Origin of the sequence: Hydrogenophilus thermoluteolus, from assembly GCF_003574215.1 — a bacterium.
In the GTDB taxonomy this organism is placed as follows: Bacteria; Pseudomonadota; Gammaproteobacteria; order Burkholderiales; family Rhodocyclaceae; genus Hydrogenophilus; species Hydrogenophilus thermoluteolus.
Window position 1 is genome coordinate 161,757 of sequence record NZ_AP018558.1, and the last position, 15,908, is coordinate 177,664.

The 15,908-nt window shown below is 64.7% G+C and carries 11 protein-coding genes; 3 read left to right on the forward strand and 8 right to left on the reverse strand.

The window, feature by feature from the left end; translation table 11 throughout:
- Nucleotide 1: 1 nt before the first annotated feature.
- The gene (locus tag HPTL_RS00750; RefSeq protein WP_119334262.1) at nucleotides 2-502 is read right to left on the reverse strand and encodes a regulatory protein RecX; all 501 of its coding nucleotides are present in this window, start codon (nucleotides 500-502) and stop codon (nucleotides 2-4) included.
- 39 nt (nucleotides 503-541) lie between these two features.
- Entirely contained in the window at nucleotides 542-1,621 is a 1,080-nt protein-coding gene (gene recA / locus HPTL_RS00755; RefSeq protein ID WP_119334263.1) for a recombinase RecA, read from the reverse strand.
- A 135-nt stretch (nucleotides 1,622-1,756) separates the two neighbouring features.
- Here recA and HPTL_RS00760 point away from each other — a divergent pair, with 135 nt between their 5' ends.
- Complete coding sequence (locus HPTL_RS00760; RefSeq protein WP_119334264.1) at nucleotides 1,757-2,908, forward strand: efflux RND transporter periplasmic adaptor subunit; 1,152 nt, start codon at nucleotides 1,757-1,759, stop codon at nucleotides 2,906-2,908.
- A gap of 4 nt (nucleotides 2,909-2,912) precedes the next feature.
- The gene (locus HPTL_RS00765) at nucleotides 2,913-6,026 is read left to right on the forward strand and encodes a multidrug efflux RND transporter permease subunit (protein WP_119334265.1); all 3,114 of its coding nucleotides are present in this window, start codon (nucleotides 2,913-2,915) and stop codon (nucleotides 6,024-6,026) included.
- On the opposite strand, the gene HPTL_RS11415 is transcribed toward HPTL_RS00765, so the two are convergent.
- The 3 genes from HPTL_RS11415 to HPTL_RS00780 all read right to left on the reverse strand — a co-directional run bounded on the left by HPTL_RS11415 (nucleotide 5,954) and on the right by HPTL_RS00780 (nucleotide 10,798).
- Entirely contained in the window at nucleotides 5,954-8,515 is a 2,562-nt protein-coding gene (locus HPTL_RS11415; protein WP_119334266.1) for a putative bifunctional diguanylate cyclase/phosphodiesterase, read from the reverse strand. The two genes, HPTL_RS00765 and HPTL_RS11415, sit on opposite strands and share 73 nt — an antisense overlap.
- Nucleotides 8,512-9,471 carry an ABC transporter substrate-binding protein gene (locus HPTL_RS00775; protein WP_170141230.1) on the reverse strand — a complete coding sequence of 320 codons (960 nt, stop codon included), beginning with the start codon at nucleotides 9,469-9,471 and terminating at the stop codon, nucleotides 8,512-8,514. Before HPTL_RS00775 ends, HPTL_RS11415 begins: the two co-directional genes overlap by 4 nt.
- Nucleotides 9,472-9,559: 88 nt before the next feature.
- Nucleotides 9,560-10,798 carry an exo-beta-N-acetylmuramidase NamZ family protein gene (locus HPTL_RS00780; RefSeq protein ID WP_119334268.1) on the reverse strand — a complete coding sequence of 413 codons (1,239 nt, stop codon included), beginning with the start codon at nucleotides 10,796-10,798 and terminating at the stop codon, nucleotides 9,560-9,562.
- Between the two features lie 225 nt (nucleotides 10,799-11,023).
- On the opposite strand from HPTL_RS00780, the gene HPTL_RS00785 reads away from it, so the two are divergent.
- A complete protein-coding gene (locus HPTL_RS00785) occupies nucleotides 11,024-12,613 on the forward strand; it encodes a peptide chain release factor 3 (RefSeq protein WP_119334269.1) in 1,590 nt (529 codons plus the stop codon).
- Nucleotides 12,614-12,744: 131 nt separating this feature from the next.
- Here the strand turns inward: HPTL_RS00785 and HPTL_RS00790 are convergent, their stop codons facing one another.
- The 3 genes from HPTL_RS00790 to HPTL_RS00800 form a co-directional block, all read right to left on the reverse strand.
- Nucleotides 12,745-13,941 carry an ABC transporter substrate-binding protein gene (locus HPTL_RS00790; protein ID WP_119334270.1) on the reverse strand — a complete coding sequence of 399 codons (1,197 nt, stop codon included), beginning with the start codon at nucleotides 13,939-13,941 and terminating at the stop codon, nucleotides 12,745-12,747.
- 142 nt (nucleotides 13,942-14,083) lie between these two features.
- Nucleotides 14,084-15,025, reverse strand: a complete 942-nt coding sequence (locus HPTL_RS00795; RefSeq protein ID WP_119334271.1) for a branched-chain amino acid ABC transporter permease — start codon at nucleotides 15,023-15,025, stop codon at nucleotides 14,084-14,086.
- A gap of 1 nt (nucleotide 15,026) precedes the next feature.
- A complete protein-coding gene (locus tag HPTL_RS00800; protein ID WP_119334272.1) occupies nucleotides 15,027-15,899 on the reverse strand; it encodes a branched-chain amino acid ABC transporter permease in 873 nt (290 codons plus the stop codon).
- Between the last annotated feature and the right edge of the window lie 9 nt (nucleotides 15,900-15,908).

The following is a 15,908-nucleotide window of genomic DNA, read 5'->3' on the forward strand; positions in this document are numbered from 1 at the left end:
TTCAGACATCCGGTGGCAGCGCCACGTCTTCGGGCGGGTCGGAGAGGAGCGCGCGGATCGTCTCCCACGAAAAGCCGCGCGCTGCCAGAAAGCGGGCTTGCTTCTGCCACGCCTGCGGGGTCGTGGGCGGGGATCGGAATTTCTTGCGCCAGACCGCAGCGGCGCGTTCGCGCTCGTCACCCAGTTCGGCTTCGGTTTCAGCGAGCGCCTGCGCGACGTCCGCGTCGCTCACCCCACGGGCGTGGAGCCGGTAGGCAATCGCGCGGTTGCCTTGCCGTTCGGCGAGCCGTCGGGCATGGAGCGACGCAGCGCGCCGGTCGCTCAAAAAACCGTGCCGTTCGGCGCGTTCCAGCAGTTCCGCTACGGTCTCCTCCGCTATCCCGCGCCGCGCGAGCGCCGCGGCGAGTTCGGCACGCGTGTATTCGCGGCGGGCCAAGAGGCGCAGCGCGATCGACCACGGTGACGCGCTCGTGTGTGCGGAGGCGGAACGAACGGGGCTCATGCCGCTGGGTCACGAGTGGCGAAAGCGGGCGGCATCCGTTCAGGTCGCCGTCGCATCACTGGGTTCGGCTGCTGCACCATCCTGGGGAGCCGTGCTCCCTTGTGGCAGAGCGTCTGGCGCAGGCAACGGGGGCAGCCCGACCGCGGCGCGGATGCGGTTTTCGATCTCCCGCGCCAGCGCCGGGTTTTGTTTCAGGAATTCGCGGACGTTGTCTTTGCCTTGCCCTAGCCGCTGTCCTTCGTATGCATACCACGCGCCGGTTTTGTCGACGATTTTGTATTGCACGCCGAGGTCGATGATCTCCCCTTCGCGCGAAATCCCTTCGCCATAGAGGATGTCGAAACTCGCCTCTTTGAAGGGCGGAGCCACTTTGTTCTTCACCACTTTGACGCGGGTCTCCGACCCCAGCGCTTCGTCGCCCTTTTTGATCGTGCCGGTTTTGCGGATGTCCAGGCGCACGCTCGCGTAGAATTTGAGCGCGTTGCCACCGGTGGTGGTTTCGGGGTTGCCGAACATCACGCCGATCTTCATCCGGATCTGGTTGATGAAGATCACCATCGTATTGGTGCGGGCGATGCTCGCGGTGAGTTTGCGCAGCGCCTGGCTCATGAGGCGCGCCTGCAACCCGGGTAGAGAGTCGCCCATGTCACCCTCGATCTCCGCTTTCGGGGTGAGCGCCGCGACCGAGTCGATCACGATCACATCGACGCCGCCGGAGCGGACCAACATGTCGGCGATCTCGAGCGCTTGCTCACCCGTGTCGGGCTGCGAAACCAACAGTTCGTCGATTTGAACGCCCAGTTTTTTCGCATACTGCACGTCAAGCGCGTGTTCGGCGTCGATGAACGCCGCTACGCCGCCCAGTTTTTGCGCTTCGGCGATCACGTGCAACGTCAAGGTGGTCTTGCCCGAGGATTCGGGGCCGTAGATCTCGATCACACGACCGCGCGGCAAGCCGCCGATACCGAGCGCGATGTCGAGCCCCAACGAGCCGGTGGAGATCGCTTCGATGTTGCGTTCGACGCGGTCTTGCCCCAGGCTCATCACCGCCCCTTTGCCGTACTGCCGTTCGATCTGCGCGAGCGCCGCCTGTAGCGCTTTGCGTTTTTCTTCGTTCATCACGGGTTCCTGTCGCAATTTTGGTATCGCAGCAATGGTAGCGCGTGGGGCGGGTGCGTGCAAGCACCCAGCTATTGACTTTATGGTCATTTTTTCAGATACTGGCGATCAAGCCAACAAGGGAGTTTGCAGCGAATGAGCATAGGGAAGAAGCGCGGCGCGACGCAGGGCGAAGGGGTACCCGATGCGCTGCGGGCATCGTCGCGACCGATGTCGTCCTTACTGCGGTGTGTCGTGTGGGTGTTTGCCGCAGCGTCGGTATGGGGGCCGCTCGGGAACGCGGCGCAGGCCGAGCAAACGGCGTCGAAGCCGACGGCAGCGGCGGGCAAGGCGTCGCAACCGTTGCCGACGGTGGTCGTGGTGCGCGCGGTTCGCGAAACCGTCGTGGTCGAAACCGACGTCCCGGGGCGGCTTGCCGCAAGCCGCAAAGCCGAGGTGCGCGCGCGGGTGGAAGGGATCGTCGAAGCGCAACGCTACCGCGAAGGGAGCGAAGTGCAGGCGGGGCAGACCCTCTTTGCGCTCGACGACCGCCCCTACCGTGCTGCGCTTCAGGCGGCCGAAGCGCTCGTTGCGCAGCGGCGGGCCGAGCTGAAGCGGCAAGAGGCGCTGGTGCGCCAAGGGTTCGCTTCGCCCCAGACGCTCGACGTGGCGCGCGCCAATCTGGCGGCCGCCGAGGCGCAAAAGACCCAAGCGGCGCTCAATCTCGAATATGCCAAAGTGCCCGCGCCGATCGCCGGACGGGCGGGACGCGCACTGGTGACCGAGGGGGCGCTCGTCGGGCACGGGGAGGCGACGCTGCTCACGACGATCGAGGTGCTCGACCCGATCCATGCGTTGATTACCGAACCGCAGGCGCAGTGGTTGGCGCGGCGCACGCTCGCGCATCTGCCGCCCCCCCGCTTGGTGATCGACGATGCGGTGGTCGCGATGGGCGAATGGATCGTTTCGGATGCTGCGGTCGACCCGGCAACCGGGACGGTGACGTCGAAAGTGGCGTTTCCCAATCCCGATCGACGGTGGTTGCCTGGGATGTTCGTGAAGGTCCGGGTGCCGGTCGCGGAGCGCGAAGCGGTGGTGGTACCGCAACGCGCGCTGGTTTCCAATAGCGCCGGGCTCTTCGTCTGGGTAGTTGCCGACGGGCAAGCGCGGCTGCAACCGGTAACGCTGGGTGGATTTTCGGGGGAGAACGTCGTCGTTGCTTCGGGCCTGAACGGGGGCGAAGCGGTGGTGGTTTCCGGCCAGGCGCGGCTGCAGCCGCCGGGTGGGCCGGTGACGGTGCAGGAGTGAAACGATGGCGCGCTTTTTCGTCGACCGGCCCGTCTTCGCAGCGGTCATCGCGCTCTTGATCACGCTTGCCGGGGCATTGGCGCTCGTCAATTTGCCGGTGGCGCAATACCCGGCGGTGGCGCCGCCGCAGGTGGCGTTTACCGTGACCTACCCGGGGGCGTCCGCCAAGACCGTCGAAGACAACGTCCTCAAGGTGCTCGAACAGGAGATGAACGGGATCGAAGGGCTCCTCTACATGGAGTCGAGCGCCGAACTGGGGCGCGGGACGCTCACCCTCACCTTCGAAACCGGTACCGACCCGGAATTGGCGAGTGTCGAAGCGCAGAACCGCTACCGTCGGGTCGAGGCGCGGTTGCCCGACGAGGTGAAGGCGCGGGGGGTAACCGTGACCAAACCGCAGCGCAACTGGTTGATGATCGTCGCGGTGAATGCGCCGCAAGGCGGCTATTCGGCCGTCGACCTCGGTTCGATCGTCGCCGCGCAGGTCCTCGACCCGATCCGACGTGTTCCTGGGGTTGGAGAAGCGGTGCTCTTCGGGACCGAATACGCGATGCGGATCTGGCTCGACCCCGACCGGCTCCGTGCGTTCGGGTTGACGCCCTTAGCGGTGGCGAACGCGATCCGCGCGCAGAACGTCGATTTGGCGTTGGGCGAAATCGGCCAACTGCCTGCGGTGCCGGGGCAGCAGATCAACGCGATCCTCACCGCGCAAGGGAAACTGACCACGCCGCAGGCGTTTCGGCAGATCATCGTCCGCGCCGAACCGAACGGTGCGCAGGTTCGGTTGGGTGATGTCGCAGAGGTCGAGCTCGGCGCCGACAGTTACGACGTGGTGGCGCGGCTCAATCAGGCGCCGAACGCCGCGATCGGGATCCGCACCGCGCCGGGTGCCAATGCGCTGGAGGTGGCGAACGCGGTGAAAGCGCGGATGCGCGAACTCGAACCCTTCTTGCCCCCCGGCGTCCAGTGGGAGGTGCCGTACGACACCAGCCGCTTCGTCGAGATCTCGATCCGTGAGGTGGTGAAGACGCTCGTCGAGGCGGTGGTGCTGGTGTTCCTGGTGATGTGGCTCTTTTTGGGTAACCTGCGCGCGACCTTGATCCCGATGGTGACGGTACCGGTGGCGCTCGCGGGCGCTGTGGCGGTGCTGTGGCTCCTTGGCTATTCGATCAACGTGCTCACCCTTTTTGCGATGGTGCTCGCGATCGGGATCTTGGTCGACGATGCGATCATCGTGGTGGAAAACGTCGAACGCCATCTGGTCGAAGAGGGGTTGTCGCCGCGCGAAGCGACGGTGGTGGCGATGCGTGAGATCTCCGGCGCGGTGATCGGCGTTTCCGCAGCGCTCATTGCGGTGTTCGCGCCGCTCCTCTTTTTCGGGGGGTCGGTGGGGGTGATCTACCGCCAGTTTGCGGTCACTCTGATCGCGACGATGGTCTTTTCGGCGTTTCTGGCGTTGTCGCTCGCCCCGGCCCTTGCCGCGGCGTTCCTTCGTGCGCCGAAGCGCCACCAACCGCGCGTGTTCGACCGCTTTTTCTTCTGGTTGCGGGATCGCTTCGGCGCCGCGACTGCTGCGATCGTGGTGCGCCCCGTGCGTTGGCTGCTGCTCTATGGGGCGATCGTTGCCGCTGCGGGGTGGCTCTTCGTGAAGTTGCCGACGGCGTTCCTGCCCGACGAAGACCAAGGGTATATCATCGCGGTGGTCCAATTGCCCGCTGGCGCCACGCGCGAACGCACCGAAGCGGTGTTGAGCGAAGTCGAACGCTTTTACCTGGCGCAGCCCGAGGTGGCGCGGGTGGTCGGGGTGCTCGGCTTCTCTTTCTTCGGGCGCGGGCAAAATACCGCGATTGCGTTCGTGCCGCTCAAACATTGGGACGAACGGCCCGAGGCGAGCCAGAGCGCGCAGGCGCTCGTTGCCCGTACCTACCGCGAACTGGCGCCGCGGCTACCCGACGCGCTCATTGTTGCCGTCAACCCGCCACCCATTCCCGAACTCGGTGCGGTGGGCGGTTTCGATTTCCGGTTGTTGGACCGCACCGGCACGGAGCGCGCCGGTCTGTTGGACGCGCGCAACCGGCTGCTTGCCGCGGCAGCGCAAGACCCGCGGCTCTTCGGCGTGCGCCCGGAAGGGCAGGAACCGGCGCCTGCGGTGCGTTTGGCGATCGATCGCGAGCGGGCGGCGGTCTACGGGATCGACCAACAGACGCTCAACGAGACGTTGGCGATGACGCTCGGCACCGCGTACCTGGGGGACTTTCTCATGGACGGGCGTGTGCGGCGGGTGCAGATGAGCGCCGCGCCATCGTGGCGCGCAGCGCCCGAAACGGTGTTGCAGCTCCCGATCATGGGGCGGCAAGGGCAGGTGACGACGCTGGCGGCGATCGCCTCGGCGCAGTGGGAAACCGCTCCGCCGCGGCTCGATCGGTTCAACGGAGTGCCGTCGGTGAAGATCGGCGGGCAGGCAGCCCCCGGCGTCTCTTCGGGCGAGGCGATGGCGGCGATCGCTGCATTGGCGCGCGCGGTGTTGCCCGCTGGCTACGACTTTGCCTGGGCGACCACCTCATACGAAGAGCAGTTGGCCGGTGCGCAAGCGCCGCTCCTTTTCGTCGTCGCGGTGGTGGTGGTCTATCTGGCGCTTGCGGCGCTTTATGAGAGTTGGCGCACGCCTGCGGCGATCCTTCTCGTGGTGCCGTTTGGCGTGTTGGGCGCCGCCAGCGCGGCGTTGTGGCGGGGGCTTCCTAACGACGTCTTTTTCAAGGTGGGCTTGATCGTGATGATCGGTCTATCGGCGAAGAACGCGATCCTGATCGCCGAATTCGCGCGCCAGCGCGAAGCGCAAGGGCAGTCGCGGCTTGCTGCGGTGGTCGAGGCGGCGCGGTTGCGGCTGCGGCCGATTCTGATGACGTCGCTTACCTTCATCCTTGCGGCGGTGCCACTTGCGCTCTCCAGCGGTGCGGGGGCTGCGAGCCGCCACGCGGTCGGCACCGGTGTGGTTGGGGGGATGGTTGCCGCAACCTTTTTGGCGATCTTCTGGGCGCCGCTCTTTTACCGCTTGGTCGCGTCGCGCCCGGCAAGCCAGGTTGTGGCGAATTCGGCAGCCGGAGCAGGGCGGCCGTAACGCCACCCTTGATGCAGAAGCGAGGGGAACGGGGCGAGCGCCGCGGCACAGGCGTCGTCCTCGACCCCTTCGGCGACGACGCGCAGCTCAAAGGTTTCGGCAATCGAGATGATCGCGCGCACGAGCCGGAGTCCTTCGGGGTGTTCGCCCAAGCGGCGGATGAAGCGCTGGTCGATCTTGAGTTCATGCACCGGGAGATCGTTGAGGTAGGCAAGCGACGAATAGCCGGTACCGAAGTCGTCGATCGCCCATTGCACCGCGTATTCGCGGGTGAGGGTGCGCATCTGCGCGATGGCCTGTTCCGGCGCGCTGATCAAGATGTTTTCGGTGATTTCGAGCGTCAAGCGGCTGCCCGGCCATCCGCTTTCGGCAAGCGCCGCAGCCAACTGCGGCGGGAAATCGCCTGAGACGAGCTGACGTGGCGAGAGATTGACCGAGATCGTTCCGGCAAAACCGCGCTCGCGCTGCCACGCTGCGGCTTGCCGCGTGGCTTCCCGCAATACCCAGTTGCCCAAGGTGACGATGAGGTCGCTCTGCTCCGCCAGCGGAATGAACTCGGCGGGCGAAATCGGCCCCAGTTCGGGGTGGTGGAAACGGACGAGCGCTTCTGCCCCTGCCAGCGTGACGCCGTTTTTGAGTTGCGGTTGCCAGACCAGCGCGAGACCGGGCGCGTCGGGGGTCGTGAGCGCACGTTGCAGCGCCTCCAAAATCGCCATCTGGCGCATGAACTGTTGCGCGTCTTGGGCGTCGTACCAGGCAAAGGGCAGATCGTCGCGCTTTGCGCGCGCGAGCGCCAACGACGCCGCGGCGATCGCGTCGCTCGCGCTGGTGAATGCTGCAGTGAGACACACGGCACCTAAACGCCACACCACCGGGGTTTGGTTGGGCCAGTTGGGCGCGCGTGGCTCGGGCAGCACCAGTTCGTTGGGAAGGCACGCCCGCAGTTGCGCCAACCGTGCGGTCGCGGCGGTTTCGGCCCAATCGGAGGTGGGCGCGGTCGCGCGCGGTCGCATGAGCGGAATGAGGAGTGCGAACTCGTCTGCGCCCAACCGCGCGACCACAGATTCCTGGTCGAAAAGTTGGTGGGTGCATCGAGTGAGGGCGCGTGCCGCCGCTTTGAGCAGCGCATCGCCCGCCGCGCTGCCGTAGCGGTCGTTGAAGCGGCGAAACCCTTTGAGGTCGATCGCGACCAACAAACCCGCCTCCCTTTCGGGCGATTGGTGGCACCGTTTGAGTTGGTGCGCGACCGATTCGGTAAACGCGCTGCGGTTCAGCAGTTCGGTCAGCAGATCGTGCGATTCGGCGAAAGCGATCCGTTCGGCCAGGGCCTTTTCGCGCGTGGCATCGAATTCGATCGCGATATAGTGGGTGGTTGTGCCGGTGTCGTCGCGCACCGGTGTGATCACCGCCGCTGCGATGTAGGTTTCGCCGTTCTTGCGGCGGTTGATCAATTCACCTTGCCAGGTTTCGCCACGCGCGAGCGTTTCCCATAGCGAGCGGAAGACCCCATCGGCGGTTCGCCCCGACTTGAGGAAACGCACGTTCTTCCCGCGTACCTCGTCGAGGGAATATCCGGTGGTATGGGTGAACGCCGGGTTACACCACAGCAGATTTGCTTGGGCGTCCGTAATGACAATCGCGGCTGGGCTGGTTTCGAGGGCACGGGCAAGCAAGCGAAGCTCGCTGTGCTGTGCGGCAATTTGGGCATAGGCACGCGCGATATGCACTGCCAGTTCGCTATATTCGCGGGGTTGGGGTAGCGCGGCGATCTGAGCGAACCGTTCGTGCGCTTGGGGCGCTGAAGGGTCGGTTTCGGCAAGCGCGTGCGTGAGCTGCTTGAGTGGGATAAGGATCCGGCGCTGCGCCCAAACGCCGGTGGCGGCGAAAAGGAGTAAGAACGCGAACAGGAGCGGCATCCCTTCCGCTAGGGCGGTGTTGCGTGCGGCAACCGTGCGGGGCGTGAGGTCGTACCACAACACGACGGTGCCCTCTCCCGTTGCTGGTTTACTGGTAGGCGGTAATGCCCAACGGGCGAACGCAGCCAACTGGTGATCGCCGTTACGGACGATCCAGAAAGGCGCGGTTTGGGTGCGAAACCGTTGCCACAATGCGGCAAGCTGAGGGGTTTGCCGGGTGAAGGCATGGCCCGCCCAGCGGGGATCATGGGCAACGAGAATCGTTCCCGCACCATCGAGAATCGCTGCCGTTCGGTATCCGACGTGCGTCAAGTGCCGTTGCAGCTCCTGGCGGAGCAGATCGTGTTGTCCTGGCCAGAGGGTTTCCGCCAAACGAACGATTTGCGCCAACTCGTCGAGCAGGTACGCTTCGCCTTCTTCTCGAGCCTTTGCAGCAGCAAACCAGAATACCCAGCCCACCCAGAGGGCGACGCTGACCACCAACACCACGAACTGCACGAGCGCTGCTTCCCATTGGGCGCTCAGGCGTTGCCGCGGTGTCGTGGTGGAAGGGGGGGTCTGTTCGAGCATCATCTGGGGCTTTCGGTACAGGGGGGAAGCACCGCAACAGAGGTGGGCAGTGGCGGTTGTTCCGGCGGGAGTGGGAACCCGGCCGCGGTCAAGATCGACCACAAGGCGGCTTGCTCGGTGCGCAAACCGGTGCGGAGCTTTTCTTGGTTCGCGGCGCAATCGAGCAGACGGATTCCAGAAAAGAGGGCAGGAACGGCGTCGGGGGCAACCCCCAGGTAGGGAGCGAGCGCCTGCGCGGTTTCGTCGGGATGGTGGCGCCAGGCGTTCAGCGCCGAAAACCACTCAGAAATCAATATCTTGAGTGATGCCGCGGCAGAATCGAGTACGTCACTGCGCGCCACGATTACGTCGAGAATCAGCGGCGGCAGGCGGCTCGAATCGATGAGCGGGACGGCGCCCAACGCGCGGAGTTGGCTCGCGAACGGTTCGAAGGTGACCGCGGCGTCGATCTGCCCTGCTTGCCACGCGGCAACCTGATCGGATACCGGAATCGCCACCGTATTCTCCCACGAAAGCGGTAGGCCCAGCGCCTGACGCGCCAATGCGTAGGTGATGGCGCCCAAACCGGTGTGCGCCACTGCAATGCGTGCCGAGGCGAAGCGCTCCGGCGTGGTGAATCCTTCCCGGACGAGCACCATGTCGGCGCCGTGGGAGACGTCGAGCAACCCGATCACCGTGAGCGGGGTGCCGAGTGCCGCTTCGCGCAGCGCCAGGTCGAGCGTAAGCAGCGCCACATCAGCGCGGTGAAAGCGGAGGAGGAACGTGGTTTCCGCGTCGCCTGCGGTCGGGATCCAGCGGATCGCAGCATTGTCTGCGACGCGCCAGCGCAACAGGTCGCAAGCAGGAAAAGACCATGTTGCCACTTTCAACGGTGGCGTGGGCGCGCAACTGGTAATGAGCGGCACGAGCGCCAGGGCGGTGCTGTGACGTAGGAACGCACGGCGTGAAACTCTGAACAACGAAGTGCTCCGCACAACTCTATCCATAATTCTATTCCCGACACACGCTGTGTCAATTGCTGCAGCTGCGCGGTCACCACCGAGTGGCTCAACCGCTGCGATGCTGCCATGCGCTCCTTGCGGTATGCCACTGGGCTACGTCGGCTGCAGCGAGCGCGTCGAGATCGGCAGGGGTGGCGCTTGGGTCCTCGACCCATTCGCGCAGCCGCGGTCCGCCGTTGATGAGGTCGATCGCCAACCGTTCGGTTTCGAATTCGTACGCAAAGGCACGCCATAGCGGCGCGTCGGGCCAGAGGCGACGGATCGCTTTGAACGCGAGCGCAACGAGCCGCCACGGACGGAAGTGCGCTGGGTCGAAAACGGGCGGTTCGGTGTGGATCATCACGCCGCCGCATCGCTCGCCAGCGTGTTTGTGAAAGGTGGGCTCGAACCAGATCGGGCGCAGGACGCAGCCAGCGAGCCATTCGGGCGCGAGCCGCGCCATTTCGGCAAGCAGCCGCTCCGGATCGAGCCACGGCGCGCCAAAACATTCGAGCGGTCGCGTCGTGCCCCGTCCTTCCGAGAGGGTGGTGCCTTCGACCATCACCGTGCCCGGGTAGCAGCGCGCCATCCACGGCGTGGGGGCGTTGGGGCTGGGTGGGATCCAGACGTGGGTCACAAGCGGCCAGCCGTAGCCGGGCGCGGCGTCCGGGTCCCACCCCGCCAGCGCGACGACCGTGAGTGGCAGGTCGAGCGCCCGGGTGGCGACGAACCAATGCGCCGCTTCGCCCAACGTGAGGCCGTGGCGCATCGGGCAACTGCCTGCTGCGACGAAGCTCTCCCACCCCGGTTCGGAGCAGAGGCCTTCGACCCAGCGGCCGATGGGGTTGGGGCGGTCGAGCACCCACACTTCCAGCCCAACCGCCGCGGCAGCTTCGAGCACGTAGCGTAGCGTAGTGAGGTAGGTATAGACGCGACAGCCGACGTCTTGCAGGTCGACGAGCAAGAGGTCGCCGTGCGCGAGCTGTTCCGGGGTGGGTTTGAGCCGTTCGCCGTAGAGGCTGAACGCGGGGATGCCCAGGTGCGGGTCGATTTCGTCGGCGGAGAAGACCATGTTGTCTTGCTTGTCGCCGCGCACCCCGTGCTGCGGGCCGAAGAGGGCAGTCAGGCGCGCCCCGACCGTGGGGAGCCATTGGGCGAGCGCGGTCGCGGCATGGGTGAGCGGCGGAAACGGTGCAGCCGGTCCCGTCACCGCGGCGGGGTGGGTCAGCAGCATCACCCGCCGCCCCGAAAGGCGCTGCGCCCATTCGGGTTCGGTGACGAGACGGTCGAGGCCGGTCCGCACCATCGGGTCAACGCGCCAGCCAGAGCGCCAATGCACCGTGCGCTTCAGAGCGCTGCGTGATGCTGCGTGTGGTGGGGTTAAGGCGGTTTTCGGCGGCAAAGAACATAGGGGTTCCAGCGAGAATCTGTTACCAACGGGTGTGGCGCTGCATCGTAGCAAATCGCCCATGCTTTGGCAACGCGCGCCCAGGCAACAGGTAGAATCGCGCTTTTACCGTGGGAACGCACGATGGAACCGTTTGCGCGCGAAATTGCCCGCCGTCGTACCTTTGCGATCATCGCCCACCCGGACGCCGGGAAGACGACGCTCACCGAAAAGCTGCTGCTCTTTGGGGGTGCGATCCAGATCGCCGGTGCGATCAAGGCGCGAAAAGCAGCCCGGCACGCGACGTCGGACTGGATGGCGGTCGAGCAGCAGCGCGGGATTTCGGTGACCACGTCGGTAATGCAGTTCGAATACGAAGACTGCGTCTTCAACCTGTTGGACACCCCGGGGCACCAGGACTTTTCCGAAGATACCTACCGTGTGCTCACCGCGGTGGATGCTGCGGTGATGGTGATCGACGCCGCCAAGGGGGTCGAGGCGCAGACGATCAAACTGCTTGAAGTGTGCCGGTTGCGCAATACCCCGATCATCACCTTCATCAACAAGCTCGACCGCGAGGTGCGCGACGGCTTCGATTTGATCGCCGAGATCGAAGATATTTTGCAGATCTCTTGTGCGCCGGTCACCTGGCCGATGGGGATGGGCAAGCATTTCCGCGGTGTCTTTCATCTTTTGGAAGACCGTATGTTCTGTTTTGCGCCGGGAACGGAACGGCGGGTCGAATTGGAGACGATCGTCGGCTTACACAATCCGCTCCTGGATGAACGTTTCCCGGACGAAGTGACGAAATTGCGCGAAGACGTGGCGTTGGCGCGCGAGGCGTTGCCGCCGTTTGCGCTCGGGGAGTTCCTCACGGGGCGTCAAACCCCAGTCTTTTTCGGCTCCGCGGTCAATAATTTCGGCGTGCAGGACGTGCTCGACGCGTTGGCGGCGTGGGCTCCGCCGCCGCAGCCGCGCGACGCCGGTGCGCGCACCGTTCACCCGAACGAGCCCAAATTCACCGGTTTCGTCTTCAAGATCCAAGCGAACCTCGACCCGAAACACCGCGACCGCATGGCGTTCTTGCGCGTCTGCTCCGGACGCTACACCAACGGCATGAAGGCGTTCCATACTCGGTTGGGACGGGAGATGCGGCTGGCGAACGCGGTGACGTTCCTGGCGAATCGCCGCAACGTAGAAGAGGAGGCCTATCCGGGGGACATCATCGGTATTCCCAACCATGGGCAGTTGCAGATCGGCGACACGCTCACCGAAGGAGAGCTGCTGCAATTCACCGGGATCCCCTACTTTGCGCCGGAGCTCTTCCGCGCCGCGCGGCTCAAAGACCCGCTGCGCGCGAAGCAGCTCCACAAAGGGCTCAAAGAGTTGGGCGAAGAGGGGGCGATCCAGGTCTTCGAACGCGAAGGGGGGCAGTTGATCCTGGGCGCGGTGGGTGCGTTGCAGTTCGAGATCGTTGCCGAGCGGCTCAAGACCGAATATCAGGTGGAAGCGCTCTTCGAGCCGGTGGAGATTTACACCGTCCGTTGGCTCCTTTTTCCCGACGACGCAACGAAAAACCGGTTCGTGCGCGAACAGGCGCTGCGCTTGGGGCGCGACGTCGATGGCAACCTGGTCTATCTGGCGCCGAGTCGCTACAACCTGGAGCTGACTCAGGAAAAATATCCTGAGGTGGAATTCCGCGCGACGCGCGAGCATCGGCAGGTGTTCGCGTAACGCTGCAGCAAATCGGCCACCAAAGCGGCCGTTAAAAATCGCCGCAAAAAACCGCCCCGAGGGGCGGTCGCGCAGCACGGTTGGGAGGGTCGCACACGGCACGCGTTGCCGTGGCGACGACCAACACGCGCTTATTTCATCTTCTGCACTTCTTTGTAGGTACCCCCTTCGACCTTGAAGAAGGCGTAGCTGCCCGGAACATCCCCTTTGGCGTCGAATTCGTGGTCGCCCGAAGCCCCTTTGTAGTCGATCTCTTTGCCTTCGGCAAGGAGCTGCTTCGCTTTTTCCCATTCGCCCGGATAGATTCGCTCACCCGGAGCGGTGGCGACCGCACGCAGCGCTTGCGGCAGTTTCGCTTTGTCCCCTTTTGCCGCTTCGAGCGCCAGCGCAACGAGCGCCGCGGCGTCGTAGCTCGTGGCGGCAAAGGTGGCGTTCGGATCGAGACCCGCTTTGCGCGCCGCTTCGGCGAATTTTTCGAACGCCGCGCCCGCTTCGCCCACCGGTGCGGAGACGAAGAAGTGCTTCAGGTTGGCTTCGCCGAGCGTCTTGATGAGGTTTTCGTCGCGCATCCCGTCGGCACCGACGAACTGCTTGAAGAAGCCGTTTTCGATCGCTTGCCGCAGGATCGTCATCCCCGACGCGTTGCCATAGTCGAAGAGCACCAAGGTATCGGCGCCCCCTTTGGCGAGTTCGGCGAGGTCGGAACGGTACGACGCTTTCTTGTCTTCGTGGCCGCGGAATTGGGTGATGGTGCCCCCTTTGGCTTCGAATTCGGCTTTGAACGCTTCGGCCAGACCCTTGCCGTAGTCGTTGTTGATGTAGGCGACCGCTACCTTCTTCACCCCGCGCTCGAGGAGCGTACGCGCAAGCGCCCGCCCTTGGAAGTCGTCCGATGGCACCGTGCGGAAGACCAGGTCTTTGTCGTCGAGGTCGGTGATCTTGGGCGAGGTGGCAGAGGACGAAACGACCAGTACGCCCGCGGGGATGGTGACCGAGTTCACCGCGGCAAGGAGCTCGCCGGAGCAGGCGGGGCCAACTGCGGCGTCGGCGCCGAAGACGTTCACCGCTTTGGTCGCGGCGTCGGTGGCCACTTGCGGGTTGCAACCGCTGTCGAACTCCTGGTAGGTGATCTTGCCGATCGCAAGCCCCGCGGCGTTGGCCTGATCGAGGGCCAATTTCATCGACGCGATCATCGCCGGCGCCATCCCGGCGATCGGGCCGGTGATCCCGCCCATGAGCGCGACCTTGGCTTCGGCAAACGCGGCGCTCGAAGTTGCGATGAGCCCCGCGGCAGCGAGTGAAGCAACGAGTTGGGAACGGTATGTCATGGTGTGGTCCTCCTTGTGACGTGGAAAAACGCAAACAGCCGTATGATTGTAACAGCGATCGCGGGTGCTGCATCTTCGCTGCCTTGGCGTGGTCGCCCCCAACGCGCCATCGCCGTTCGCAGGCGCTCCCTACGCGTCGCTCTCAACTCGAACGCCGCACGTGGGTGCCCTCCGGCAAGAGCCCTTCGGGGCGCCAGCGCAACACCAGTTGCAGCATCAAGCCGATCACGAAGACACGGATATATTTCGCCTGGGTAGCGATCTCCGCAGGCAGGCGGTCGGTGAGGAGTTCGGAGCTCGACCAGATCACCCAGATGATCACCGCGCCCAGGATCGCGCCACGGTTGTTGCCCGACCCGCCCAGGATCAGCATGATCCAGACCAGAAAGGTCACCATCATCGGGTCGATCGCCTCGGGCGTGATCGCGCGCATGAAGTGGACATAGACGGCACCTGCGAGCCCCATGATCGCGGCGCCCAGGATGAAGGCTTCGAGCCGCCGCGCCTCGACGTTTTTCCCCATCGCAGCGGCTGCGTGTTCGTTTTCGCGGATCGCGCGCATCATCCGGCCCCACGGCGCGGCGAGTTGCCGTTCCAACGCCCAGTAGATCATCACCACCATCGCCCAGGTGAGCGCCAGATAAGCGAGTTGCGACCATTCGTAGGGCAGGTCGCCGAAGGGGCGGGGAATGCCGGTGATGCCGCGCACGCCGCCAGAAAGCAGATCTTCGGTGCGCAGCACCAAGCGGATGATCTCTGCAACCCCGATGGTGGCGATTGCCAAGTAGTCCGAACGGAACCGCAGGGTCACCTTGCCGATGGGCCACGCGATGAGCGCAGCGGCGACCATCGCAGCGATCCAGCCGACGACCGTGGGCAGTTCCCAGCCCATGATGCGGTCGGGAACCGGCGGGGCGGTAAAGAGTGCCGACAGGTACGCGCCGACCGCGAAAAAGCCCGCCACCCCGGCGTTGAAGAGCCCGGCGTACCCCCACTGGACGTTGAGGCCGAGGGAGAGGAGCGCGTAGATGCCGATCAGCACCCCCATGAAGATCGCGTAATTGAGCAGTCCCAGTGTATCCATCTCAGAGCACCTTCCCTTTGAAGATCCCTTGCGGACGAACCAAGAGGATCAGGATGAGGATCACGAACGCGGTGGCCATTTTGTATTGGCTGGGGAGCACCAGTACCGAAAGTTCTTCGACCAACCCGATCACGAGACCACCTACCACGGCACCTTCGACGCGCCCGACGCCCCCCAGGATCGCGGCGGCGAACATCGCCAAAAGTGCCGACCAACCCATCATCGTGTTGAGTTCGGTGTTGATGCCCAGGAAAAACCCGGCTGCGGCGGCAAGCGCGCCTGCGATCACCCAGGTGAGGCGGGTCACCGCTTCGTTGTTCACGCCACAGAGGCGCGCCAGTTCCGGGTTGTCCGACATCGCGCGCATCGCTTTCCCCCAACGGGTATAACGCAGGAACGCCATCAGGAAGAGCACGAGCCCGGTCGCGGTGGCAAAGGTGATCAGTTCGCGGGAGCGTAGCATCAATCCGCCGTACGATTCGGCGCGCACGATTCCCGTCGAATAGACCTGTGGATCGACGCCCCAGACCACTTGGACGACGGAGCGCAGCATCAGCGCGACCCCCAGCGAGGCCATCACCGTGAGGATCTTGGGCCGGGTTTCGAGGTGACGATAGAAAACGCGGTCGAGTACCACCGCGACGAGCGCGGTGATCGCCATCGCAAAGGGAAGCGCGACCCACGGCGAGAGCGCGAACGACCCCACCAGCCCCAATGCGACGTAAGCGCCCAACGTGGCCATGTCGCCGTGGGCGAAGTGGGCGTAGCGCAAGATACCGAAGATCAGGGTGATCCCGATCGCACCCAACGCGTAGATGCTCCCCGAGATCAACCCGGGGATCACGTAGAAATTGATCAGTTCCAATCCACTCATGCGCGTAAT